A 23,891-nucleotide genomic window follows, 5' to 3' on the forward strand; every position below is an offset into this window, starting at 1 on the left:
GAAGGAGTGAATCCAAGATGAATCTCGTACAAGCGATTACGCAAGAGCAGCTTCGCAAAGACCTTCCTAACTTTCGTCCCGGTGACACGTTGAAAGTATACGTTAAAGTTATCGAGGGATCCCGCGAGCGGATCCAGCTATTTGAAGGCGTTGTAATCAAACGTCGTGGCGGCGGTATTAGCGAAACTTTTACAGTACGTAAAATTTCCTACGGTGTTGGCGTCGAAAGAACTTACCCGTTGAACTCGCCTAAAATCGATCGTATCGATGTGGCACGTCGTGGTAAAGTACGTCGCGCTAAACTGTACTACCTACGTAACCTTCGTGGTAAAGCAGCTAGAATTAAAGAAATTCGTTAAGTCGAATAGACAAGAGGGGGCTTGGTTAAACAAGCTCCCTTTCGTTATTCTTACAGCTTGTCAGAAAGTATGAATTCGAGGATGGAAAGAAGGCGTTTTTATGGACCAGCAATCACGTAATGATGAAAATGTAACTGAAATCACATCAGATAGCGCCGAAACGGCTACTCCATCTGCTGAGTCTGACAAGGCAGCGCCTAGCCAAAAAGCAAAAGCGATGAAAGAAACGGTAGAGTGGATCAAAGCGCTTGCTATAGCAGTCGTGCTGGTCGTCATTATCCGCAGTTTTCTGTTTGCGCCGTTTATGGTTGAAGGTGAATCCATGCATCCAAACTTTGAAACAGGCGAGCGTCTCATTGTGAATAAAATTTTGTACAAATTCCGTGAGCCTGACAGAGGCGAGGTTGTCGTATTCCATGTCCCGGAACAAGGCAGAGATTTTATTAAACGCGTCATTGGACTGCCGGGAGATACGATCAAGGTTCAAGGCGATGACGTCTTCATTAATGATGTGAAATTGGAAGAGCCATACATTGCGGATGCCATTAAACAGGCTCAGGCAAATGGTCAGCTTTATAATACAGAATCAGATTTTCCTAATGAGCGAATAACGGAAGCGACTGTGCCGGAGGATACGATTTTCGCAATGGGCGACAATCGCAGCAACAGCCAGGACAGCCGTGCCCTTGGTTATATTTCGGATAAAGAGCTTGTAGGACGGGCGGAAGTTATTTTCTGGCCGCTGAACAAGCTGAGCTTTATTAAGCATTAAATGGCATTTGAATGAGGTGAGAAATTGACGATTCAATGGTTCCCCGGTCATATGACGCGGGCGAAACGACAAATACAGGACAAGCTCAAGCTGATTGATGTAACGATCGAGCTGCTTGATGCACGTATTCCAATGTCCAGCCGCAACCCGATTGTCGATGAAATTTTGGGCGGCAAGCCGCGGCTGATCGTGCTCAACAAGTCTGACCTAGCAGATGCTAAGGTGACAGAGCAATGGATTACGTATTTTAAGGGAGAAGGCCATGAATGTATTGCGGTCGATTCTTCAACAGGAACGCGGGTAAACGAGGTTCCGGTTAAAGCAAAAGAACTGCTGCAGGAAAAAATTGACCGTCAGATCGCAAAAGGCATTAATCCAAGAGCGGTGCGCGGTCTCATCGTCGGCATTCCGAATGTAGGGAAATCGACGCTGATTAACCGTCTGGCGGGTCGCAATATTGCGCTTACTGGTGATCGCCCTGGAGTAACAAAAGGCCAGCAGTGGATAAAAGCAGGCAAGGATATGGAACTGCTAGACACGCCGGGCATTTTGTGGCCAAAGTTCGAGGATGAGCTTGTCGGCTATCGCCTTGCGATGACAGGTGCGATTCGCGAGCAGGTTTTGAATATTGAAGATATTGCGTTTTTTGCTTTGAAGGAATTGGTTGACCGTTACTGGAACAGTGTGAAAGAGCGCTTCGAGTTGACGATGGAACAGCCGGATACGAATGAGTCTGATGAAATCGTCAAGGTGATGGAGGAAATCGGACGCAAGCGTGGTTGTTTGCAGAGCGGAGCGCGAGTTGACCTGGAGAAGGTTTCGGGCATTATTTTGCGGGAGCTGCGTGCGGGCAAGTTCGGCCATATTTCGCTTGAAGCACCGTGGAAGCAAAATAGCTAGATTTTTGATGCAATGAGTGTCCTTGTAGTCCTGAGGATTTGAAGCGGGGGATAGGCGGATATGCTGGAGTATGAACGTAAGCTGTGGAGTGAAGGCTGCCAGGCCATTGCTGGTGTGGATGAGGTTGGCCGGGGCTGCCTGTTCGGCGATGTCGTCGCTGCTGCTGTCATTTTGCCGCCTGATCTGGTCATTGAAGGGGTAAATGATTCCAAGAAGCTCTCGGAGAAAAAGCGGGATCAGCTTTATGATATCATTATCGAAAAGTGTATCGCGTGGTCGGTTACCCGTGTAGAAGCTGCTGAAATTGACCGCATTAATATTAAGCAGGCTGCTAGGCTTGCAATGAAGCTTTCAATCGAATCATTGGCGATAGAGCCTGATTATTTGCTCATTGATGCAGAGAAAGTGGATGTGCCAAAGCCGCAGCTTGCGATCATCAAAGGGGATGCCAACAGCCAGACGATTGCTGCTGCATCGATTTTGGCCAAAGTAACGCGCGATCGTTTATGTGCGGATGAATGGGAGCAGCTGTACCCAGAATATGGAATAGCTGTACATAAGGGCTACCCGACGAAGCTGCATCGCGAGCGGCTGCTAGAGTATGGGGCGAGCCCGCTGCATCGCAAAACCTTTCTTGGGAAAATATTTGCGGAGCAGCAGCAATTATTTTAACTGAGCAGCAGATTATAAGTTTATATGCTTATTTTGATAATAGAATCGGCTGCTCTGGTGATTGCTAGACTTGCTAAAATTAAGAAAGACGGCGTGCTGTTGGTGCAGCGCATGCGCCGTCTTTTTTTGTATAATGAGGGTTAAATCGAGTAGATTGAGCCAGCGGCGAAAAAGCTGATTCATCATACGCAGGCGACTAGCCGATAAAGGTAATAAAGCATGTTTTGATAGCGAAGCAGGATGAAGCCTGACGGGCGTAAGCTGAATTTCATCGTAAAACGGGAGCGATGGCAATGAATATTGGACAAATGATGAGAAGCATGCTGGGCGAAGCGTCGGGAACGGATATACGTTCAGCTGAGCTGAAGCCGGGACAGACGGTACGCGCCCTGGTGCTGCAGGTATCGGACAACAATGAGGCCATTGTGCAAATCAACGGCGTGCAGGTAAGGGCGACGCTTGAGGTGCCGTTGGCCGCAGGCCAAGCAGCGATGCTTCAGGTTGGGGCGCAGGCGGAAGGCGGCCTTATTATGCTGAAGCAAATAGACGCTTCGCTCGCCGAGCTGCCGGAACAGTCAATTAAGGATCTGCTTAAGCAGTTCGCTTTGCCCGACCAGAAATGGGCGGCGCAAATCATAAAGAACTTAAATCAAGAAGGCATCCCGCTGAACAAGGATGCCGCGCAGGTGTTTCAGCAAGCGGCGGCAGCTATGCCGTCTGGTGCGGATACAGAGCAATGGATGCAGGCGGCAGCCTCGGCATTCAAGCGCGGTTTGCCTGTGACGGCAGCGACGATTAGTGCGCTGCAGCAGGTGATGTTTGGCCCAGCGGCGCATGAGCTGCTGGACCAGCTGAGCCAGCTGGCGTCGTCATCGGCAGCAGCCGGCGGCAAGGAAGCCGCCAGCGGGCAGGCGCAGGCGGGCGGGAAGGAGGCCCAGCTTGCGCAGCAGCTGGGCAAGCTGCAAGCGCTGCTCGGCGAAGGCGCAGAGCTGCTGCGGGGGCTTGGCGGCGGCGAGAAGCCGGAAGCCGCCGCTGGCGAAGCCGGGCGCGCGAATGCGCTGCAGCCGCGCGGAGCAGAAGCGGGAGCCGCCGCGGCGAGAGCGGCGGAGACGGCAAGCAGTGGACAACCCGCGAAGGCGAGCGGGGCTGAAGCGGCTGTGGCAGCGAGCAAAGGCGATGCTGCTGCGGGAACGGGGGCCGCCGCTGCGGCAGCAGGAGCGGCTGGCAAAGCGGAAGCCAGTCCGGCCAACTGGCTCGGCCAGATGATGAAGTGGCTCGGTGTCGATCACGAGCAGCAGCTCGGAAAGCAACTGCTTGGCATTCAGATACAGCCAGCGGCAGGCTCGACGGAGCCTGCCGCTGCAGAAGCAGAGCAGGGTGCCGCCAATCAGTCCCGTAACGGCGCAGAACAGGCGCTGCGCGGTGAAAACGCGTCTGGGCGCAATGCAAGCTCCGGACAGCTGCAAGAGCGTTCTGGAGCAGCTGAGCGGCCTCTAGCAGCTGCCCAAGCACACCAGCAGGCAGCAGCGGCAAGCGACAAGCTGCCTGAAGGCAGTAAACTTGGCGCTGACTTGCTGAAAGCCGATTCTGGGGCGAATACGCTGCAAGGGTACAAAGGGGAGCCATTGCCTGCTCTTGCTCAAGATAATAAGCAGAATGTGCAGGAATCGCTGAAAAGCGTACTTCTCGCGCTTTCAACCTCCGATGACGCGCCCGCCGCACTTAAAGAGGCGGCGCATCAGCTAGTGCAGCATATTACAGGCCAGCAGCTGCTAATGTCTCCTGAGCGCAATGGCGCCCTTTTCAGCCATCTCACCGTTTTCGTTCCTTTTAAGGGAGATGACGGCAATCAGACGGCATCGGTCCATATTCAAACGCGGCGAGGCCGAAAGGGCGAGCTGGATGCGGATAATTGCCGGCTGCTATTTGATTTATCGATGAAAACGCTAGGAGATACGGTAGTAGACGTCCATGTCGTGGACAAAATTGTAAGCTTGACACTGTGGAATAATCATCCGGCAATGGATGGTCTTGCGAAATCTTCCCGAGCGGAAGTTGCAGACAGCTTGAATCAGGCGGGCTACCAGCTGCTGTCGCTGCGAACCTCTCCGATTGCAGAAAATGAGGAGCACGCTGCTGATGGAGCTGCAGAAGGACATATTACTGCCCCAAGGACGTTTCTTTCCGGCCGTTATAAAGGGGTGGACCTGAAGGTATGAGCGCAGAAGAAAACAAGAACAACAAACCTGAACCGATACGGCGGGCAGTTGCGCTCAAATACGAGCCGGGCGTCGGAACAGCGCCTGTCGTCGTTGCGAAAGGCAAAGGCTATTTAGCAGAGCAGCTAATAGAAAAGGCGAAGGAAAACGGCATTCCGATGCAGGAGGATGCTTCGCTTGTAGAAGTGCTGTCCAAGCTTGATATCGATCAGACGATTCCACCTGAGCTTTATACGCTGGTAGCGGAAATACTCAGCTTTGTTTATCGCTCGGATCGTAAGGTGAGGGATTTGAATGACTAATAGAAAGCCAGACCAGCCTGAACTGACAAGCAGCAAGCGGGCGGACAAGCGTAAATGGACCGGAAAGCTTGGGGAAGCTGCTGCAGAAGCCTACTTGCTGGAAGCCGGCTATACGATTGAGGAGCGCAACTGGCGCTGCCGATCGGGCGAGCTGGATCTCATTGTGTGCGGGGAAGACAAGCTGGTATTTGTCGAGGTGCGCACACGCCGGTCAGGCGGGCGTTTCGGCACAGCCGCGGAGTCGGTTGACTGGCGCAAGCAAAAACAAGTGGCGGAAACAGCGCAAGTTTACTTGAAGCTGACTCGGCAGCTGGAACGGAGCATACGCTTTGATGTCGTTGCTATTACGCTGGAGCACGATGATGCAATAAGTGAGCTGAAGCATATAATAGCGGCATTTTAGCGGTGCATGGTTGAATTGCGAACATTTAAAGCGTGTGAGTCCCAGATATTGGAATATGAAAGCCGTCCTGCTAAAAATGAAAGGAGCATCACTGCGCAATAGGCGGTGATGCTCCTTTTGTTGTTTGATGGATTACTTGTTTAAAATTACTTGTTTAAATCGGCTCTGCTCTTATATGCCTAACCCTATTTTGAACAGCTTATAAGTGTAGCTTTCGATATTGGATAGCTTCTGCTACATGCTCGGCCTCGATATAGTGGCTGCCTTCAACATCAGCTACCGTTCGCGAAAGGCGCATAATGCGGTCATGGGCACGCATGCTGATAGGGAGCGTTTGGAGCGCTTGCCCAAGCAGCTCCGCAGCATCCTGGCGAATCAGCATCACCCGGTGCAGGGATGAGCCAGATAAGCTTGCATCGCCCTCGATTTTCAGCTTTGCAAAACGTGCTTTCTGCCGTTCCCGAGCTGCTTCGACCAGGCGACGCATCGCTTCAGAGGACAGATTGTTGCGGCTAATATCCGTTATTGAGCTGCCGAGGTCAATGGGCTGCGGAACCTCAAGCTGGATGTCGATCCGATCGAGAAGCGGACCGGACAGCTTGGATTTATACCGGGTAATGATGGCATCCGTGCAGGTACACCGTTTATCTAATGTCTCATGCCCTGAAAATCCGCAAGGACAAGGATTAAATGACATAGCTAAAATAAAACGGGCGGGGAAATGAAAGACGGCGCTAGTGCGCGCAATCGTCACAATTCCATCTTCCAATGGCTGCCTCAGTACCTCAAGTGTTTGCCGCGAAAACTCAGGCAGTTCGTCTAAATACAGCACGCCATGGTGGGCGAGTGTCACTTCGCCAGGTTTTGGCACAGATCCGCCACCTACGAGTCCGCCTGCAGAAATCGTATGATGCGGGGCGCGGAAAGGGGCAGCAGCAATCAGTCCTTGATTGTCAGTAGACAGCTTTCCGGCAGCGCTGTATATTTTGGTCACTTCAATCGCTTCCTGCTCGGTCAAAGGCGGGAGAATGGTTGGCAGCCTGCGAATCATCATCGTTTTTCCTGTGCCCGGCGGGCCTGAAAACAGCACATTATGCCGACCTGCCGCAGCAATAACGAGCGCACGCTTGGCCAGCTGCTGACCGATAACATCGCTGTAGTCGCCGCAGTGAGGCGCAAGCTTAGGTTTATTTTCAGCCAACATCCCAGAATAGCTCTTGTCGCCATTTTGTTGGGACGGAGGATAGCGAATCGCCTCCAACCCCTCGCTATCCTGTGGACGCAAATCCATTAAATGCTTGATAGCAAAAAGCTCCATACCGGCTATCCAGGCAGCCTCCGGAGCATTGGCGAGCGGCAGCAGCACGCGGCGGATGCCTGATTTTTTGGCCTGTTCGATCATCGCAAGCACGCCGGTTACCGGCCTAATAGATCCGTTAAGTGAAAGCTCGCCCAGCATCATCGTGTTATGAAAGAGTGCCGCATTTAATTGTCCGCTAGCCGCCAAAATGCCAGCAGCTATGGCAAGGTCAAACGCCGTGCCTTCCTTGCGCAAATCGGCAGGGGCAAGGTTGACGGTAATACGCTCCATCGGGAAGGTGAAGCCGCTATTTTTAATAGCAGCCCGTACTCGCTCGACGGATTCCCGTACAGCGGGGTCTGGCAGCCCGACCACCGCAATTTGCGGCAGGCCGCTTGCAATATCGACCTCCACTGCAATTTCTTTGCCTTCGACGCCATAAACGGTCGCGCTCTGCATTAAGCTGAACATAACAAAAAGCACCTCCAATTAGTGGGATGAAGGTGCTTCCTTACGTCCTGTATATCGCGGTTATGATTTTAAGTGAAATGCCATAATGGATTGCTCTTATGGAGTAGCAAACGAATGTTTGGTACAAACTAATCATAATGGGCGCTGTCCATTTTTGTCAAATATTGAACGAAAGGGTGGTGGATGCGAGTAAAAGGCAGTAAATTAGCGGATTGTGGCGTTTAATCTCAAATTGAGATTGAATCCATATCAAAAAAGCCGAAGTCTTCTTGCACGAATATAAGGTAACACCAGAGGAAAGATGCTATGATAATAGATGTTTGTGTACATACGACTGATTTCGGTCTATGAAATGGAGGATTTCAACAATGAATATCCATGAGTATCAAGGCAAAGCGTTATTGAAACAGTATGGTGTAGTTGTGCCTGAGGGCAAAGTTGCGTTCACCGTTGATGAAGCGGTTGCAGCAGCAGAAGAGCTTGGTACGAAAGTTGTTGTTGTAAAAGCACAAATCCATGCGGGCGGCCGTGGTAAAGCTGGCGGTGTTAAAGTCGCAAAAAGCTTGGATGAAGTTCGCGCATATGCAGGAGAAATCCTTGGAAAAGTGCTCGTTACGCATCAAACTGGCCCAGAAGGTAAAGAAGTTAAGCGCCTTCTTATTGAGCAGGGCTGTGACATCAAGAAAGAATATTATATCGGTGCTGTTCTTGACCGTGGCACAGGCCGCGTCGTCATTATGGCTTCAGAGGAAGGCGGCACGGAAATTGAAGAAGTTGCCGAGCATTCCCCTGAGAAAATTTTTAAGGAAATCGTTGATCCAGCTGTGGGACTGCAAGTGTTCCAAGCGCGTAAGCTCGCTTATGCAATCAACATTCCAACTGCACTCGTTAACAAAGCTGTTAAATTCATGATTTCGTTGTACAACGCTTTCGTTGAGAAAGATTGTTCTATTGCCGAGATCAATCCACTTGTCGTAACTGGCGATGGTGAAGTGATGGCATTGGATGCGAAGCTGAATTTTGACTCCAATGCACTATACCGTCATAAGGATATTGTCGCATTGCGCGATCTGGAAGAGGAAGATGCGAAAGAAATCGAAGCTTCCAAATACGATCTCAGCTACATTGCCCTTGATGGCAACATTGGCTGCATGGTTAATGGCGCAGGCCTTGCTATGGCGACAATGGACATTATCAAATATTATGGCGGCGACCCTGCGAACTTCCTGGACGTAGGCGGCGGTGCAACGAAAGAGAAAGTAACAGAAGCGTTCAAAATCATTTTGTCCGATGAAAATGTTAAAGGGATTTTCGTTAATATTTTTGGCGGCATTATGCGTTGTGACGTTATTGCGGATGGCGTTATTGCGGCCGCGAAGGAAATTGGCCTCGATCGTCCGCTTGTCGTAAGACTGGAAGGCACAAACGTTGAATTGGGTAAAAAAATGCTGAACGAGTCGGGACTGAACATCGTAGCAGCGGACTCTATGTCAGACGGCGCACAAAAAATTGTCGCTCTCGTGAAATAAATACGCGTATGAATTCATGGACGGGGATGTGAGATTCGATGAGCATTTTGGTAAACAAAGATACAAAAGTGATTACGCAAGGGATTACGGGCGCAACTGGCTTGTTTCACGCGAAAGGCGCACTCGATTACGGTACGCAAATGGTAGGCGGAGTAACGCCGGGTAAAGGCGGAACTAACGTCGATATCACTCTTGAAAACGGTTCAACGGTATCGCTTCCAGTGTTTAACACTGTTGAGCAGGCGGTAAAAGCGACTGGCGCTACAGCTTCGGTTATTTATGTGCCGCCAGCATTTGCAGCTGATTCTATTCTAGAAGCCGTTGACGCTGGACTTGAACTTGTTATCTGTATTACGGAAGGCATTCCGGTACTAGACATGGTCAAAGTTAAGCGTTATATGGAAGGCAGCAAATCGATTTTGATCGGACCTAACTGTCCGGGTGTTATTACACCAGACGAATGTAAAATCGGCATTATGCCAGGCTACATTCACACGAAAGGCCATGTAGGCGTTGTTTCCCGCTCGGGAACATTGACTTACGAGGCGGTTCACCAGCTGACGACTCGCGGCATTGGACAATCCTCTGCAGTCGGTATTGGCGGCGACCCAGTGAAAGGCTCCGAGTTTATCGACATTTTGAGCCGTTTCAATGATGACCCTGATACTTACGCGGTTATTATGATCGGTGAAATTGGCGGTACAGCAGAAGAAGAAGCGGCAGAATGGGTTAAAGCCAATATGAAAAAGCCGGTTGTAGGCTTTATCGGCGGCGCAACAGCGCCTCCAGGCAAACGTATGGGCCATGCTGGCGCGATCATTTCCGGAGGCAAAGGAACAGCTGCTGAAAAAATCGCTACGCTTGAAGCATGCGGAATTAAAGTAGCGCCTACTCCATCGGATATGGGCTCCACGCTCGTATCGGTGCTTGAAGAGCAAGGCCTGTTGGAAAAATGCACAACTGTTGCAAAATAATAAAGCTTTGAAAAAGGTAAGCAACCTTTCGATTCCCGTTAGCGGGAGCTGAAAGGTTGCTTTTTTTTATGAAGATGAGAGGGCGACTTGCATTCTTCAGCCATGTAACGCACAATAGGAAAGAATGTAAGGGCGTGCCTCATTATAATGGAGGCCGAACGATATGGAACGTGATCATGATGAATGCAGGCAAATCGTAATGATGCTTAGCGAAGTGCCAGGCATTGGCTGGCGCACGATTCAGAAGGCAGTAGCGAGCGGCGCGTGGCGAGAGGGCAGCGGTCAGGATGAAGCAGCCTATGTTAAGGCCGGTTTTAGCACCCAGCAGGCACGGTCGGCTGTTAAGCGAATAGGGCAAGGACTCGTTGCTTCAGGCTCTTCCTATGAAAAGGCCGTTCAGCTTGGAGCTAGTGTCATTACACCGTTTGATGAAGCCTATCCAAACTATTTGCTGCAAATTCCGCAGCCGCCATGGGTGTTGTATGCGATTGGCCGTCTGGAGCTGTTGAAGCGCCCAATCATAGCAATCGTCGGAACGCGCAATCCTACCGCATATGGCCGTCATACTGCTTCTATGCTCTCTGAGCAGCTTTCGGCAGGCGGGATGACTATTGCGAGCGGTTTAGCCCGTGGAATCGATAGCAAGGCGCATGAGGCCGCTCTGCGAGGAGTTGGTAGCACGATAGCCGTGCTTGCATGCGCCGTAGATTGTTGTTATCCTTCAGAGAATAGAACTTTGTATCGCCATATAGCGGAAGAGGGGCTATTGCTCTCGGAAACGCCAATCGGTACGCCGCTGCATCCCGGCATGTTTCCGCTGCGCAACCGAATTATTGCAGGGCTTTCCCTTGGCACACTCGTCATAGAGGGGGCAATTGGCAGCGGTTCTTTGATTACAGCAGCGCAAGCGCTGGATATGAACCGTGATTTATTCGCTGTGCCGGGTCCGATTTCTTCTCCTAAAAGTGAAGGGCCTAATTCGCTTATACGCCAAGGAGCAAAGCTGGTTAGCGCGGCCGAGCATATTTTTGAAGAATACACATGGCTTGGCGATGAATGGCTGAAACAGTCGAATTCTTCTGCCTTTTCACAGCGCCAATCGGACAAGGAATTGTCCGCTGATGAACGAAAAATTATCGCACTGCTGCGAGAGCGTCCATTATCCATTAATGAATTACACCAGCTGATAGCTGTTCCTTTTGGACATTTAAGCGCTCTTCTGATAAATTTATGTATAAAACGTAGGATCGAGCAGCAGTCTGGATCGCTATATATAGCATTGTAGTAAGCAGTAGAGAGGGGGGCGCCTAACGTGGCAGACTCATTAGTTATCGTCGAATCACCAGCCAAAGCGAAAACAATAGGGAAGTATTTAGGCAGCAAATATATTGTTAAGGCTTCCATGGGCCATATTCGCGATTTGCCGAAAAGTCAGATTGGCGTCGAAGTTGAAAATGATTTCAATCCAAAATATATTACGATTCGCGGCAAAGGCAGCGTACTGAAAGAACTCAAAAGCGCCAGCAAAAAAGTGAAGCATGTTTATCTGGCGGCTGACCCGGATCGCGAAGGGGAAGCTATTGCATGGCATTTGGCTCATTATTTGGAGCTGGATGCCTCGGATACTTGCCGCGTTGTATTTAATGAAATAACGAAGCAAGCGGTTAAGGATGCTTTTAAGACGCCGCGCAAAATCAATATGGATTTGGTTAATGCGCAGCAGGCGAGACGTATTCTAGATCGTCTTGTCGGCTACAAGATCAGTCCGCTTCTGTGGAAAAAGGTCAAGAAGGGCCTTTCTGCTGGCCGCGTTCAATCGGTATGCGTCAAGCTGATTATTGACCGCGAAAATGAGATCGATGAATTTGTGCCGGAAGAATATTGGTCGATTACTGCAAAGGTATCGCAAAACGGCGTTCCATTTGAGGCCAAATACCATTCCATTGGCGGCGAGAAGCGCGAGCTCGGCAACGAGCAGGAAATGCAAGCCGTGCTGGATGCGATGGAAAGCGGCTCTGATTTTAAAGTGGCGGAAGTGAAGGAGAAGGAGCGTTTGCGCAATCCTGCACCTCCATTCATTACGAGCTCCCTGCAGCAGGAAGCCGCCCGTAAGCTTGGTTTCAGGGCGTCTAAGACGATGTCCGTTGCCCAGCAGCTTTATGAAGGTGTAGAGCTAGGCAAGGAAGGCACGGTCGGTCTAATTACATATATGAGAACGGACTCCACTCGTATATCCCCGATTGCGCAGGAAGAAGCAAAGGAATACATTACTGAACGCTATGGCGCTCCTTATATGCCAGAGCAGCTTCGCATTTATGCGAAAAAGAACAGCAATGCCCAAGATGCGCATGAGGCGATCAGGCCGACAGCTATTATGCGTGATCCGGATACGATGAAGCCGTTCCTCAGCCGCGATCAATTCCGGTTGTACAAACTGGTATGGGAACGTTTCGTATCCAGCCAAATGTCTTCAGCCGTTCTCGATACGATGACCGTCGATATGATATCTGGCGATGTCAAGTTCCGTGCGAATGGATCCAAGGTCAAGTTTGCCGGATTTATGAAAGTATATGTGGAAGGCAATGATGATGGGGCAGAAGAGGAGCATAAATTCCTACCGCCAATTGAAGTAGGGGATATGATTCCTGCGGAAGCCATTGAGCCTAAACAGCATTTCACACAGCCGCCGCCGCGTTTTACGGAGGCCAGACTCGTGAAAACGCTTGAGGAGCTCGGCATAGGACGGCCAAGTACGTATGCGCCTACGCTGGAAACGATTCAGAAGCGCGGATACGTAGCGATAGAAGAGAAGAAATTTATGCCGACTGAGCTTGGCGACCTTGTTATCCAGCTAATGGAAGAGTTTTTTCCGGAAATTCTGAATGCTGAATTTACAGCCAACATGGAAGGGGATCTCGACCATGTGGAGGAAGGCTCGCAGGACTGGGTCAAAGTACTTGCGACCTTCTACGACTCGTTCGAGAAGCGTCTGGAAGTAGCGGAAGAGGAAATGAAGGAAATCGAAATTCAAGATGAGGTTTCCGATGAAATTTGCGAAAAATGCGGCCGTCATTTGGTTTATAAAATGGGGCGCTTCGGCAAATTCCTCGCTTGCTCCGGCTTTCCGGATTGCCGCAATACGAAGCCGATCGTTAAGGATATCGGCGTGCCTTGTCCGAAATGTGAGGAAGGCAAAATTATTGAACGGAGAAGTAAAAAAGGCCGGATTTTCTACGGCTGTGATACGTATCCAGCTTGCGATTATGTTTCATGGGATAAGCCTTCAGGCAAGCCATGTCCGAAATGCGAAAGCATGCTCGTAGAAAAACGCAATCGCAGCGGAGCAAAGCTGCAATGTCCTACATGTGATTATTCCGAAGAGCTGCAGGATGAAGAACAAGAAGAAGCATAAAGCGGCATCTACGATGCTGTGCACAGCTCCACATGTGAGTGGACCCGGTCCTCCCTGAATAGGGAGGACAGCTGTGTTTTATCCGTTCTGTTGGTTTACCCCGCAATCCCAGCAAAAAAATGATATTTATTTGCGCGAAGCGCGTATTATGATTTGGAGGTAAGTTCATTGTCATCATCATCCTATCCAAAAGTAACCGTTATCGGAGCTGGCCTGGCCGGCAGCGAAGCCGCTTGGCAAATCGCATCCCAAGGCGTACCCGTCGTACTCTATGAAATGCGGCCCGAGACGAAAACGCCAGCCCACCACACGAACCAGTTTGCCGAGCTCGTATGCAGCAACAGCTTGCGTGCAAATGGACTGGCAAATGCCGTAGGCGTGCTTAAAGAGGAAATGCGTCAGCTGGATTCACTCATTCTTGGCTGCGCGGATCGTCATGCAGTTCCAGCGGGCGGTGCGCTTGCTGTTGACCGGGATGGGTTTTCCGGCGAAGTAACGCGCCTTCTGCACGAGCATCCGCTCGTTGAAGTCCGCAACGAGGAAGTAACGGAAATTCCAACGGACGGAATCGTCATTATTGCGACAGGTCCACTTACAGCTCCTGCGTTGTCCGCGCAAGTACGCGAGCTGCTGGGCGAGGAATATTTCTACTTTTACGATGCTGCTGCACCGATTGTGGAGAAAGATTCTATCGATATGAGCAAAGTTTATCTCGCTTCCCGCTATGATAAAGGCGAAGCCGCTTATTTGAACTGCCCGATGACGGAAGAGGAATTCGAAATTTTTCATGACGCGCTCGTTAATGCCGAGAAAGCGGAAATAAAAGATTTTGAAAAGGAAGTATATTTTGAGGGCTGTATGCCAATTGAAGTTATTGCAAGCCGCGGCAAGCAAACGGTGCTTTTTGGACCAATGAAGCCAGTTGGTCTTGTGAACCCGCATACAGGCAAGCTGCCTCATGCTGTTATTCAATTGCGTCAGGACAATGCGGCTGGTACGCTGTATAACTTGGTTGGGTTTCAAACGCATTTGAAATGGGGCGAGCAGAAGCGGGTATTCTCGCTTATTCCAGGACTAGAAAATGCCGAGTTTGTGCGTTTTGGTGTTATGCACCGCAATACGTTCATCAATTCGCCACGTTTGCTTGAGCCGACCTATCAGCTTAAAAATCGCCCTACCTTATTTTTTGCTGGCCAGATGACGGGTGTTGAAGGTTATGTAGAATCAGCGGCTTCCGGGTTAATTGCCGGTTTCAACGCCGCTCGTCTCGCACGCAATCTTGAGCCGCTTGTGCTTCCTGGAGACACGACGCTGGGCAGTATGGCACAGTATATTACGACGGCGGATTTCAAGCATTTTCAGCCTATGAATGCGAATTTCGGGTTGTTCCCGCCGCTTGAGAAACGATTGAAGAGCAAGAAGGAAAAGAATGAAGCGATTGCGAGCCGTGCGCTTGCCGGCATTGAGCAATTTAAGCAGGAGCATTTCACGCATTTGGTAAACAACTAATTACGGTCATGCAGCTATTTTTGAAGGTTTGGATCAGTACAGGCGCATTTGCATAGAGGAGGCGAAGAGATGGAAATGGAATTTCATGCAACGACGATTTGTGCAGTCCGTCACGAGGGAAAAGGCGCGATTGCAGGGGATGGTCAAGTAACGTTCGGCAACAGCATGGTGATGAAAAATAAAGCGAAAAAGGTACGCCGCTTGTATCGCGGGCAAGTCGTTGCTGGTTTTGCTGGCTCGGTTGCTGATGCGATTACGCTTTTTGAGAAGTTCGAGGCAAAGCTTGAGGAGCATCATGGCAATTTGCAGCGCTCGGCTGTAGAGCTGGCGAAGGAATGGCGCTCGGATCGTGTGCTGCGCAAATTGGAAGCGATGATGCTGGTCATGGATCAGACGGGACTTTTATTGATTTCAGGAAATGGCGAAATTATTGAGCCGGATGATGGTCTTTTGGCCATTGGCTCGGGCGGCAGCTTTGCTTTGTCCGCAGCTAGAGCACTCAAGCGCCATGCCACTCATCTGGATGCGAAGGAAATGGCCCGTTCGGCGCTAGAAATTGCAGCAGATATTTGCGTCTACACGAATCACAATATTATTGTCGAAGAAATCGGCTCTTAAACGGAGGAGATTAATATGGCAAATGCAGCGTTAACACCAAGAGAGATCGTAGCGGAGCTGGATAAGTATATTGTCGGTCAAAAGCCTGCGAAACGTTCGGTCGCAATTGCCTTGCGCAATCGTTATCGCAGAAGTCAGCTTGATGAATCGTTGCGTGATGAGGTCGTGCCGAAAAATATTTTAATGATCGGTCCTACAGGCGTTGGTAAAACAGAAATTGCCCGCAGATTGGCGAAGCTTGTAAAAGCGCCTTTCGTAAAGCTTGAGGCAACTAAATTCACCGAGGTAGGTTACGTAGGCCGCGACGTTGAATCCATGGTTCGCGATTTGGTTGAAACAGCGATCCGCATGGTGAAAACGGAAAAAACCGAGCAGGTTAAAGATAAAGCGGAGAAGCTGGCAAACGAATTGCTGGTGACGCTGCTTGTCCCTTCGAAAATAAAGGAAAAGACGCAAAAAAATCCGTTCGAGATGCTTTTTGGCAACCAGCAAAATGACAATCTGCAAGCAGAAGAACCGGAGCAGGATCAGACGATTGTGCAAAAACGGGCTCAGGTGCAGGCAGATCTTGCTGCTGGCAAGCTGGAAAATGAAATGGTTGAGGTAGAAGTTGAAGATGCTGCTCCGAATATGCTGGACATGCTCGCAGGCGGCCAAGGTCCCGAAGGCATGGGCATGAATATGCAGGAGCTGTTCGGACAGCTGATGCCGAAAAAAACGAAGCGCCGCAAGCTGCCGGTTAAGGAAGCGCGTAAAGTGCTAATTCAGGAAGAAGCAAACAAGCTGATCAATATGGATGATGTCATTTCGGAATCGGTTACACGTGCGGAACAGTCAGGCATTATTTTTATCGATGAAATTGACAAAATTGCGAGCTCCTCGCGTGGAAATGGCCCAGATGTTTCGCGTGAAGGCGTGCAGCGTGATATTTTGCCAATCGTTGAAGGCTCGACGGTTATGACCAAATATGGTCCGGTAAAAACGGATTATGTGCTCTTTATTGCCGCAGGTGCATTCCATATTGCGAAGCCATCCGATTTGATTCCCGAGCTGCAAGGCCGTTTTCCGATTCGGGTGGAGCTTACTTCGCTTACGCTTGATGATTTTGTGAGCATTTTGAAGGAACCGAAAAACGCGCTGACTAAGCAATACACAGCACTGCTGCAAACCGAAGGCATTGAAATCGAATTTTCAGATGAGGCCATTCATGAGCTGGCATCCATTGCCGCAGAAGTGAATCGGAATACTGAAAATATCGGAGCGAGAAGGCTGCATACGATTTTGGAAAAGCTGCTTGAGGATCTTTCCTTTGAAGCGCCTGATATTACATTGGACCATATGCTGATCACGCCGGAATATGTTCGTGAAAAGCTGGGAAGCATTGCGCAAAATAAAGATTTGAGTCAATATATATTGTAGTTGGTATGAGTTTTAGGAGGCAATGGCATGACGTTATTAACAAAAACAAGGACGCTAAACCGCCTGCTGCAGCGGGCGGCTGGCAAACCGCTTATTTTCAGAGAAATGGCGGAGGTGCTGACCAGCACCATTCAAACGAGTGTATTTGTCGTAAGCCGCAGGGGAAAGGTGCTCGGTTGTGCAGCTGTGAATCCGCATGATCATGACTCGCTGCGTTCCATGTCGGCAGAAGAGCTGCGTTTCCCGCAGGAAAGCAACGAGCAATTTCTTGAAATGACGGAATCGGTCACGAATGTGGCGCCGTATGCTGGTGTTTATGAGACTTTCCCGTCGCTAGGGCAGCAGGAAATTATGACGGTTGTCCCGATAACAGGTGGCGGAGATCGCTTAGGCACGCTAATTTTGACACGGCACCAAGGCGCTTTTGACGACGATGATTTAGTGCTTGCAGAATATGGGTCTACGATTGTCGGCATGGAAATTTTACGCGAGCGTTCGGTAGAAATTGAGCATGAGGCACGCAGTCGCGCTGTCGTGTCGGTTGCTATTGGTTCGTTATCGTTCAGCGAGCTTGAGGCAGTCGAGCATATTTTTGAGCAATTGGAAGGAAAAGAGGGGCTGCTTGTAGCCTCAAAAATTGCTGACAGGGTCGGTATTACTAGGTCTGTAATCGTAAATGCCCTAAGAAAATTAGAAAGTGCGGGGGTCATTGAGACTAGATCACTCGGAATGAAGGGAACTTACATTAAGATATTAAATCACCAGCTACTTCAAGAGCTGGAAAAAATTAAATCATAAAATATGAGTCTAAACGACTAAAAAAGTCCTATCTTATTTTAAAGATAGGGCTTTTTTCTTATTGTAATAATTTGGAGAATTGTTGAATATAAACATGTCGGCAAATATCGACAGCATGATCTCATTTTTTTAATAATTTAATGTCGAACAAAGCAGGAATGCTACGAAGTGTGTTGAATACCTTATATTAGGATCTTTTAATTATCGAAAGTGGTGATAATAAAGTGAACTTATTAAGCGGATCTTCATTCCAAAGGCTAGAGGGGGCAGTTCATGCAGCAGAAATGCGGCAAAATGTCATTTCGAATAATATAGCCAATGTGGATACCCCGCATTTTAAACGGTCAGAGGTTGAATTTGAACAGCTTTTGGAACAACAAATGGGTAATAGCTCACCTAAGCTGAAAGGAAAGCTTACGAATGCAAGGCATATTCCTATAGGTGGGCCGGTCAATCCTACGCCTCAAGTCATAAGCGATAAAGAAACCGCCATGAACAATAATGAGAATAATGTGGATATTGATCGGGAAATGTCGCTGCTTGCGAAAAATCAGCTGAGCTATAACGCTTATTTGCAGCAAGTCAATCATGAAATCAAAATGATGCGAACAGCAATAGAAGGGAGAGGTTAAAGAGTGAAAATTTCCAGCGGATTTGATGCGAGCGCCTCTGCTCTAACCGCACAGCGCCTGCGAATGGATGTTATTTCTTCAAATATTGCGAATGCGGAAACGACGCGTGCCGGTTATGAGAATGGACAATTCGTGCCTTATAAACGGAAAATGGTCGTTTTGGAGCCGTTGAAATCAAGCTTTTCCAATGCGCTGAATGCCAAAATGGGAAAAAGTACAACAACTGGCGGGGTAAAGGTTGCCAAAATCATTGATGACACAGCCCCAACGAAGCTTGTATATAATCCTACCCATCCTGATGCCGATTCAAACGGCTATGTAAATATGCCGAATGTAGATGTCGCGAAAGAGATGGTTGATATGATTTCAGCTTCGCGTTCTTATGAAGCGAATGTCACAGCCATTAATTCTTCTAAAGCGATGTTTGTAAAAGCATTGGAAATTGGGAAGTAGCAACAACCATTAAACAATAGCCGAGGAGGAATATAGTGATTCAAGCCATTTCGATGAACCAGTTGCAGCCTTTAAAGACGATGACAGCTGCGCCTGTAGAGCAAGCTACTCCGGCAGAACTTACAAAAACATTTAGCCAGTTTTTAAATAACGCAATTGAGGGTGTTAGCGCCCAGGAACAAAATGTACATAAGCTTAACGATAAGTTTTTAATTGGTGAAGTTGATGTTTCTCAGGTCATGATTGCTGGCGAAAGAGCGCAGCTTAGTCTTCAACTAACCTCACAAATCCGCAACAAGGTTGTAGAGGCATATCAAGAAATAATGCGGATGCAGGTATAATGAACGATAAAAAAACCTGGCAAAGAATTTGGGTGAGGTGACAAGGTGAACGAGAAAATCGCCCAATTTAGACTGAGAATTTCGCAATTCTGGAGTCAAATGGGAAAAAAACAGAAAATAGGCTTGGGGGCTTCTGTAGGCGTACTGTTGTTATCTATAATTCTTCTTACTGTAATCTTTACAAGAACGGATTATGAATTGGCTTTTCAAAATTTGGATACAACAGACTCAGCAGCCATTATGAACTACCTGGATAGCAATGGTATCCCATATGAACTAGGGAGCGGCGGAACTAGTATTTCTGTACCAAGCGCTGTAGCGGAACGCACTAAGGTAACAATTGGCTCTCTTGGTCTTGTGCAGAACGGATCAATCGGTTTTGAGGCTTTTACACAAAGCTCTTCGACCTTCGGTACAACAGAAAATGAATTTAATGTCAAATATTTAAGCGCCTTGAACGGCGAGATTCAACAATTGCTGAATCGCATGCAAGGCGTGAAAAGTTCTAAAGTGCTTGTGAATTTGCCAGAAGAAAGCGTGTTTCTAACTCCTGAAGAAAAAGAGAAGGCATCGGCTTCCATCTCCATGGAATTTATGGCTGGCTATCGTCCAACTCAAAAGGAAATTGACGGTTATTACAATCTAGTAAAAACAGCAGTTCCAGGAACGACAGTGGACAGCATCACCATCTCTGGTCCGCAGGGCGAACTGGTATCCTCCGAAGCGGGGGGCACGATTGCAGGTACAACAGAAGCAGTTGACAGCCAATTCCAAATTCAACGCAAATATGAAGCGGAATTGAAAAAGAACATTCAACAGTTTCTGGGACCGATTGTCGGTTCTGAAAATCTAGTCATCAGCATCGGAAGCAGCTTGAACTTCGATAATAAGAAGACAGAGGAACAGCAGGTTGTGCCGCTGCCTGACAATAATAATAACGGAATTATTGTTAGCCAGTCCGATCAGACGAGTTCTTCTACAGGTGGCAGCTCCAGTGCAGGCGGTGTAGCAGGAACGGGAGAAACGGATGTGCCGGGCTATACTGCAACAGATGGCTCTGGAAACTCTACCTCGGAAGAAAGCTCTTCTACTATTAATTACGATTTTGGAAGAATTAATCGTACCACGATTTCAGGACCTTTCGTAATTAAAGATCTATCCATTAGCATCGGTGTTGAAGCAAGTCGACTCACTCCAGAATCTCGTACAGAGATTACGACCTTCTTGACAGGTTTGGTACGTGCACAGCTTGCCGATTCAGGTCAAGATGTTAATAATGACGATTTAATCAACAAAAAGGTTTCACTTATTGGGCAAACATTTGCTGAAAGCACCGCTACAAACACGATTGGCGGCTTATCAATGGGATGGGCAATCGGAATTGGAGCAGCAGCACTTGCGATTATTGCCGGTTTGATCATTTTGCTCGTTCGCAGACGCAGACAGCAAGCGGCAGAAGCAGCAGCAGCTGAAGCACAGGAAGCGGTTGTAGCATCAACAGCTGTAGAATATCCTACCCTTGATTTTGATAGCTTAAGCAATGACAGCCAAGCACGTAAAAATCTTGAGACACTCGCCAAACGCAAGCCGGATGAATTTGTTAATTTACTTCGGACTTGGCTTGTCGATGAATAGAGGTCGTTTGCATGAGTAAATCGATGAATGGGCTAACCGGAAGGCAGAAAGCGGCAATACTGCTAATTACACTAGGTCCCGAAGTGTCAGCTCAAATTTTTAAACATTTAAGAGAAGATGAAATTGAACAGTTAACTCTTGAAATAGCCAATGTGCGTAAAGTGGACAGCTCAGAGCGTGAAACGATTTTAGGAGAGTTCAATCAAATCTGTGTAGCTCAGGAATATATTTCGCAAGGCGGTATTACTTATGCCAGAGATATTTTGGAGAAGGCGCTAGGTGAGAGCAAAGCGGCGGAAGTGATAAATCGATTGACTGCTACTTTGCAAGTACGGCCATTCGACTTTGCCCGCAAAGCAGAACCGATGCAAATACTCAACTTTATTCAAAACGAGAACTCTCAGACGATTGCACTCGTGTTGTCCTATCTCCAATCGGAGCAATCTTCGCACATTTTGTCCTCTCTTCCACAAGAAAAGCAGGCGGAAGTTGCAAGAAGGATTGCGCTCATGGACAGCACTTCACCGGAAGTTATATCGCAGGTGGAGCGTGTGCTGGAGCAGAAGCTTTCAGCTACCGTCACTCAAGATTACACAAATGCTGGCGGTATCGACTCTATCGTTCAAATTTTGAACGGTGTTGACCGCGGTACGGAACGCACCATTCTTGATTCTCTGGAAATTCAAGATCCTGAACTTGCAGAAGAAATCAAGAAGCGGATGTTCGTCTTCGAAGATATCGTCAACATCGACAATCGTTCGATTCAGCGGATTATCCGCGATATCGAAAATGCCGATTTGCAGCTTGCGCTTAAAGTCGCTAGCGAAGAAGTGCGGGATGCCATTTTCCAAAACATGTCGAAGCGCATGGCGGAAACATTCAAGGAAGAAATGGAGTTTATGGGTCCAGTCCGATTGCGTGATGTAGAGGAGGCGCAGACCCGTATTGTCGCAACGATTCGCAGATTAGAGGAATCAGGTGAAATCATTATCGCCCGTGGCGGAGGAGATGATATCATTGTCTAATTTGATTAAATCCACAAGCGTTGTTTCTATCGATCAACTAAGAGAGCTTTACTGGAAGAACAAGCATGCAGCACTCGCAGCAGATGCGAATGGTGAAGCTGAAGCTCCAGAGGAAGAACAGCCTGATGAAGAAACGATTACGCTGCGGGATCAAATTATTGCTGATGCCAGGCAGTTTGCAGAAGAACGATTGCGGGAAACGGGAGCTCAATGCGAGCAAATGCTGACCGAGGCTGAAGCGAATGTGGAAGCCTGGTGGTTGGAAAAAAGACTCGAGGATGAAGCGACGACAGAAGCTGCCCGCAGCGAAGGCTATGAACGTGGTTTTGCGGAAGGCATCGAGCAAGCGAATATGCTAGCCAAGCAGGAATGGGAGCAAAAGCTGTTCGAAGCGAATGCGATTTTATCTTCCGCTTATTCAATGCGTGAGCAGATCATTCAGGAAGCGGAACCGTTTTTGGTGGAACTAAGCTGCGCGGTAGCGGAAAAGGTAATCGGCCAACAGCTGGAGCAAGCTCCAGAAATGGTCATTGAATTAATTAAAAAATCGCTTGCAAGAAGACGCGAGCAAGGTGTTATTACGCTGTGCGTCGCACCTGGTCAGTTGGCTTTCGTCCAAGCTGCGCAAGAAGAGCTGAATTTGGCAGTCGACTCGCAAGCCGAGCTGCAAATTTTGCCGGATGCGACGGTTAAAGATTTTGGCTGCGTTATTCGTTCCGCATACGGAAGCATTGATGCCCGTATCGATACACAGCTGTCAGAATTAAAACGCGAGCTGGTCCAGTTCGCTCATCAATCAAGGGACGAGCGAGGACAGGCTGATGAGCAATAGTTCATTGCAGGCGGGCAAATATGTCGAGCATTTGCAGGCAATTGATCCCATACGTGTGAATGGAAAGGTCACCCAGGTCATCGGGCTTACCGTTGAATCGGAAGGGCCAGATGCAAGTATCGGTGATGTGTGCTACATCTATCCGAATAAAGCGGCAAAGCCGATTAAGGCTGAGGTTGTAGGCTTTCGGAACAATAAAGTTATTCTAATGCCGCTGGGCGATTTGCATTCCATCAGCTCAGGCTGTGATGTTGTAGGAACAGGCAAGCCGCTTAGTGTGCAGGTAGGCTCCGAGCTGCTTGGGAAAGTGCTGGATGGCCTCGGCCAGCCGCTTGACGGGTCTTTTTTACCAAGCCGAATGCAGCATTATTCTACTCATAATGAACCAAGCAATCCGCTTATGCGTCCTCGTGTTCTGGAGCCGCTGGGCATAGGCGTTAGAGCTATCGACGGTTTGCTGACGGTTGGCAGAGGCCAGCGTGTAGGTATATTTGCCGGATCTGGGGTAGGAAAAAGTACCCTGCTTGGCATGATTGCCCGAAACACCTCAGCCGACGTCAACGTCATTGCATTAATCGGCGAGCGTGGCCGTGAAGTACTAGAGTTTATTGAGAAGGACTTGGGACCTGAAGGTTTAGCTCGTTCGGTCGTCATTGTCGCTACCTCGGACCAGCCAGCACTCATTCGGATGAAGGGAGCATTAATCGCCACCTCCATTGCTGAATATTTTCGCGATCGTGGTCTAAACGTCATGCTTATGATGGACTCCGTTACGCGTTACGCTATGGCACTTCGTGAAGTAGGTCTTGCGATCGGCGAGCCACCTGCAACGAGAGGATATACGCCTTCCGTATTTGCGAATTTGCCTAAACTGCTAGAACGAGCGGGAACTGGTCCCAAAGGCTCAATCACTGCTTTCTACACCGTATTAGTAGACGGGGATGATATGAACGAACCGATTGCGGATGCAGTCCGGGGGATTTTGGATGGTCATATCGTTCTGAGCCGGCATCTTGCGCATAAAGGACATTTTCCCGCCATTGATGTCCTGCAATCCGTGAGCCGGGTTATGAAAGAAATTATTACGGAGGAGCAGCAGGATGCGGCCAATCAGTTGAAGCGCCTATTATCTATTTATAAAGATTCGGAAGACCTTATAAATATTGGGGCGTACCAACGCGGTTCTAATGAAGAAATTGATTTGGCGATGCAATTTATTGATTCGATTCATCAGTTCACGAGACAAAAAACAAATGAAAAAGTCACCTTGGAAGAAGCTCAGGAGCGGCTAATAATTGATTTTTACAGGAGATGAA

At 48.7% G+C, this 23,891-nt stretch carries 23 protein-coding genes; 22 read left to right on the forward strand and 1 reads right to left on the reverse strand.

The window, feature by feature from the left end; translation table 11 throughout:
• The first annotated feature begins 17 nt into the window (after positions 1 to 17).
• The 7 genes from rplS (at position 18) to AC6B99_RS13460 (ending at position 5,627) form a co-directional block, all read left to right on the forward strand.
• Positions 18 to 359 carry a 50S ribosomal protein L19 gene (gene rplS, locus AC6B99_RS13430; RefSeq protein ID WP_056039073.1) on the forward strand — a complete coding sequence of 114 codons (342 nt, stop codon included), beginning with the start codon at positions 18 to 20 and terminating at the stop codon, positions 357 to 359.
• A 100-nt stretch (positions 360 to 459) separates the two neighbouring features.
• The gene (lepB, locus tag AC6B99_RS13435; RefSeq protein ID WP_081418927.1) at positions 460 to 1,131 is read left to right on the forward strand and encodes a signal peptidase I; all 672 of its coding nucleotides are present in this window, start codon (positions 460 to 462) and stop codon (positions 1,129 to 1,131) included.
• A 24-nt stretch (positions 1,132 to 1,155) separates the two neighbouring features.
• On the forward strand, positions 1,156 to 2,031 hold the full coding sequence (ylqF, locus tag AC6B99_RS13440) for a ribosome biogenesis GTPase YlqF (RefSeq protein WP_056038305.1): 876 nt from the start codon (positions 1,156 to 1,158) through the stop codon (positions 2,029 to 2,031).
• 60 nt (positions 2,032 to 2,091) lie between these two features.
• On the forward strand, positions 2,092 to 2,703 hold the full coding sequence (gene rnhB, locus AC6B99_RS13445; protein ID WP_496663536.1) for a ribonuclease HII: 612 nt from the start codon (positions 2,092 to 2,094) through the stop codon (positions 2,701 to 2,703).
• A 293-nt stretch (positions 2,704 to 2,996) separates the two neighbouring features.
• On the forward strand, positions 2,997 to 4,922 hold the full coding sequence (locus AC6B99_RS13450) for a TP0910 N-terminal domain-containing protein (RefSeq protein ID WP_496663537.1): 1,926 nt from the start codon (positions 2,997 to 2,999) through the stop codon (positions 4,920 to 4,922).
• Entirely contained in the window at positions 4,919 to 5,224 is a 306-nt protein-coding gene (locus AC6B99_RS13455; protein WP_496663538.1) for an EscU/YscU/HrcU family type III secretion system export apparatus switch protein, read from the forward strand. The genes AC6B99_RS13450 and AC6B99_RS13455 overlap by 4 nt, the downstream gene beginning before the upstream one ends.
• Entirely contained in the window at positions 5,217 to 5,627 is a 411-nt protein-coding gene (locus AC6B99_RS13460; protein WP_494863962.1) for a YraN family protein, read from the forward strand. The genes AC6B99_RS13455 and AC6B99_RS13460 overlap by 8 nt, the downstream gene beginning before the upstream one ends.
• A gap of 199 nt (positions 5,628 to 5,826) precedes the next feature.
• Here AC6B99_RS13460 and AC6B99_RS13465 read toward each other — a convergent pair whose 3' ends face one another.
• Positions 5,827 to 7,398, reverse strand: coding sequence for a YifB family Mg chelatase-like AAA ATPase (locus tag AC6B99_RS13465; RefSeq protein WP_056038289.1), 1,572 nt, complete (start codon positions 7,396 to 7,398; stop codon positions 5,827 to 5,829).
• 368 nt (positions 7,399 to 7,766) lie between these two features.
• Here AC6B99_RS13465 and sucC point away from each other — a divergent pair, with 368 nt between their 5' ends.
• From sucC to fliI, 15 genes are all read left to right on the forward strand, one after another.
• Positions 7,767 to 8,927 carry an ADP-forming succinate--CoA ligase subunit beta gene (sucC, locus tag AC6B99_RS13470; protein WP_430162054.1) on the forward strand — a complete coding sequence of 387 codons (1,161 nt, stop codon included), beginning with the start codon at positions 7,767 to 7,769 and terminating at the stop codon, positions 8,925 to 8,927.
• Positions 8,928 to 8,965: 38 nt separating this feature from the next.
• Positions 8,966 to 9,901 carry a succinate--CoA ligase subunit alpha gene (gene sucD, locus AC6B99_RS13475; RefSeq protein ID WP_056038283.1) on the forward strand — a complete coding sequence of 312 codons (936 nt, stop codon included), beginning with the start codon at positions 8,966 to 8,968 and terminating at the stop codon, positions 9,899 to 9,901.
• A 163-nt stretch (positions 9,902 to 10,064) separates the two neighbouring features.
• The gene (dprA, locus tag AC6B99_RS13480) at positions 10,065 to 11,186 is read left to right on the forward strand and encodes a DNA-processing protein DprA (protein ID WP_494863960.1); all 1,122 of its coding nucleotides are present in this window, start codon (positions 10,065 to 10,067) and stop codon (positions 11,184 to 11,186) included.
• Positions 11,187 to 11,213: 27 nt separating this feature from the next.
• On the forward strand, positions 11,214 to 13,313 hold the full coding sequence (gene topA / locus AC6B99_RS13485) for a type I DNA topoisomerase (RefSeq protein ID WP_056038277.1): 2,100 nt from the start codon (positions 11,214 to 11,216) through the stop codon (positions 13,311 to 13,313).
• A 168-nt stretch (positions 13,314 to 13,481) separates the two neighbouring features.
• Positions 13,482 to 14,822 (forward strand): FADH(2)-oxidizing methylenetetrahydrofolate--tRNA-(uracil(54)-C(5))-methyltransferase TrmFO, encoded by a 1,341-nt coding sequence (gene trmFO / locus AC6B99_RS13490; protein ID WP_056038273.1) that lies wholly within the window; start codon positions 13,482 to 13,484, stop codon positions 14,820 to 14,822.
• A 69-nt stretch (positions 14,823 to 14,891) separates the two neighbouring features.
• On the forward strand, positions 14,892 to 15,440 hold the full coding sequence (hslV, locus tag AC6B99_RS13495) for an ATP-dependent protease subunit HslV (protein ID WP_056038270.1): 549 nt from the start codon (positions 14,892 to 14,894) through the stop codon (positions 15,438 to 15,440).
• 15 nt (positions 15,441 to 15,455) lie between these two features.
• Positions 15,456 to 16,859, forward strand: a complete 1,404-nt coding sequence (hslU, locus tag AC6B99_RS13500; RefSeq protein ID WP_494863959.1) for an ATP-dependent protease ATPase subunit HslU — start codon at positions 15,456 to 15,458, stop codon at positions 16,857 to 16,859.
• 27 nt (positions 16,860 to 16,886) lie between these two features.
• Positions 16,887 to 17,657 (forward strand): GTP-sensing pleiotropic transcriptional regulator CodY, encoded by a 771-nt coding sequence (gene codY / locus AC6B99_RS13505; RefSeq protein ID WP_056038264.1) that lies wholly within the window; start codon positions 16,887 to 16,889, stop codon positions 17,655 to 17,657.
• A 224-nt stretch (positions 17,658 to 17,881) separates the two neighbouring features.
• Positions 17,882 to 18,289, forward strand: coding sequence for a flagellar basal body rod protein FlgB (flgB, locus tag AC6B99_RS13510; RefSeq protein WP_056038261.1), 408 nt, complete (start codon positions 17,882 to 17,884; stop codon positions 18,287 to 18,289).
• Positions 18,290 to 18,292: 3 nt separating this feature from the next.
• Positions 18,293 to 18,742 (forward strand): flagellar basal body rod protein FlgC, encoded by a 450-nt coding sequence (flgC, locus tag AC6B99_RS13515; protein ID WP_056038258.1) that lies wholly within the window; start codon positions 18,293 to 18,295, stop codon positions 18,740 to 18,742.
• Between the two features lie 53 nt (positions 18,743 to 18,795).
• Positions 18,796 to 19,083, forward strand: a complete 288-nt coding sequence (gene fliE, locus AC6B99_RS13520) for a flagellar hook-basal body complex protein FliE (protein ID WP_081418951.1) — start codon at positions 18,796 to 18,798, stop codon at positions 19,081 to 19,083.
• Between the two features lie 45 nt (positions 19,084 to 19,128).
• Positions 19,129 to 20,718, forward strand: a complete 1,590-nt coding sequence (gene fliF / locus AC6B99_RS13525; RefSeq protein WP_496663539.1) for a flagellar basal-body MS-ring/collar protein FliF — start codon at positions 19,129 to 19,131, stop codon at positions 20,716 to 20,718.
• An 11-nt stretch (positions 20,719 to 20,729) separates the two neighbouring features.
• Positions 20,730 to 21,743, forward strand: coding sequence for a flagellar motor switch protein FliG (gene fliG, locus AC6B99_RS13530; RefSeq protein ID WP_046230712.1), 1,014 nt, complete (start codon positions 20,730 to 20,732; stop codon positions 21,741 to 21,743).
• Positions 21,727 to 22,575, forward strand: a complete 849-nt coding sequence (locus tag AC6B99_RS13535) for a FliH/SctL family protein (RefSeq protein ID WP_327204929.1) — start codon at positions 21,727 to 21,729, stop codon at positions 22,573 to 22,575. The genes fliG and AC6B99_RS13535 overlap by 17 nt, the downstream gene beginning before the upstream one ends.
• Complete coding sequence (gene fliI / locus AC6B99_RS13540) at positions 22,565 to 23,890, forward strand: flagellar protein export ATPase FliI (protein ID WP_056038246.1); 1,326 nt, start codon at positions 22,565 to 22,567, stop codon at positions 23,888 to 23,890. The genes AC6B99_RS13535 and fliI overlap by 11 nt, the downstream gene beginning before the upstream one ends.
• The last annotated feature ends 1 nt before the right edge of the window (position 23,891 follow it).

This window comes from Paenibacillus liaoningensis (genome assembly GCF_059609455.1).